The organism is Pseudomonas sp. 1D4 (genome assembly GCF_001728925.1).
Classification (GTDB): Bacteria; Pseudomonadota; Gammaproteobacteria; order Pseudomonadales; family Pseudomonadaceae; genus Metapseudomonas; species Metapseudomonas otitidis.
In genome coordinates this window covers 1-1,193 of the sequence record NZ_LXJQ01000120.1, presented here as the reverse complement: position 1 = coordinate 1,193, position 1,193 = coordinate 1, and the positions used below count along the sequence as shown (strand labels likewise).

Annotated in this window: 1 pseudogene; it reads right to left on the bottom strand. The window is 68.1% G+C overall.

Annotated elements, in window-relative coordinates:
- Positions 1 to 1,193: pseudogene (locus A7D27_RS26820) on the bottom strand (RHS repeat protein); the annotation flags it as partial.

The following is a 1,193-nucleotide window of genomic DNA, read 5'->3' as shown; positions in this document are numbered from 1 at the left end:
ACTGCAAAGCCGACCTGGCTGACCTGGCCGGCGGCGTTGCGGCTGTAGTGGATGCTGAAGCCGGCGGGGTAGTCGATGCGCACGAGGTTGCTGGCGGCGTCATAGGCGTAGCCGAGGGTGTCGTACTGATCACTCCCCAGCACGGGCACGGAGCGCAGTTGCTGGATGAGGTTGCCACGCTCGTCGTACTGGTAGCCGAGCACGCCGCTGGCGTCCTGCACGGCGGTGAGGCGGCCGACGCCTTTGTTGCCGTCGGCGGTCATGTCGTAGTGGTACTGGACGTTGAGCGCGGGGGTGGCGGGGTACTGGCGGGCGGTGAGGCGGTTGAGGGCGTCGTAGCGGTAGGTGGTGACGACGCCCCGGGCATCGGTCTTCTGGATGACGTTGCCGGCGGCATCGTGCTGGAAGGTGGTGGTGCCGGTGTCGGGGCTGATGAGCTTGGTGAGGTTGCCGAGGCCGTCGTACTCGTAGCGGGTGGTGACGCCGCGCGGGTCGACCACCTGGGTGAGGTTGTCCTGGGCGTCGTAGGCCTGGGTGGTGACGCCGTTGAGGGCGTCGGTGCTGGAGACCAGGCGGTCGAGGGCGTCGTAGGCGCGGGTGCGGCTGAACTGGCGCGGGTTGGTGTCGGTGGTGGGGTTGTCGTTGAGGTCGTACTGCTGGCTGTGGGTCTGGCCATTGGCGCCGACCGAGCGCAGCAGGCGGCCGAGCTCGTCGTACACCCACTGTTGCTGCTGGGTGAGGCTGTTGGTGGCGTCCTTGATGCGCTGGGCGGTGCGGTTGCCCATGGCGTCGAGGTCGAACTCGACCTGCTCGCCGAGGTTGTTGGTGATCCTGGTCAGGCGCCGGGCATCGTCCCAGGTGTAGGCCAGCCAACTGCCGTCGCCCCGGGTGACCTGGGTGATCTGGCCGATGGCGTCGTGTTCGAAAGTGGTGCTGCTGCCACCGATGCTGACCGAGGCCAGCCAGCCCTGGGGCGTGTAGCCGAGGGTGGTGGTGACGCCGTTGGGGTCGATGACGGTCTGCGGGTTGCCGTAGCTGTCGAAGCGGGAGAGCTGGGTGACGTGGCCGAGGGCGTTGGTGACGGTTGTGAGGTGGCCCTGGGCGTCGTAGGCGTAGCGGGTGATGTCCTGGACATCGGTGCGCGGGCCGTCGGCGGTTTCGATCTGGCCGGCGGCGGTGTAGGTGTAGCTCCA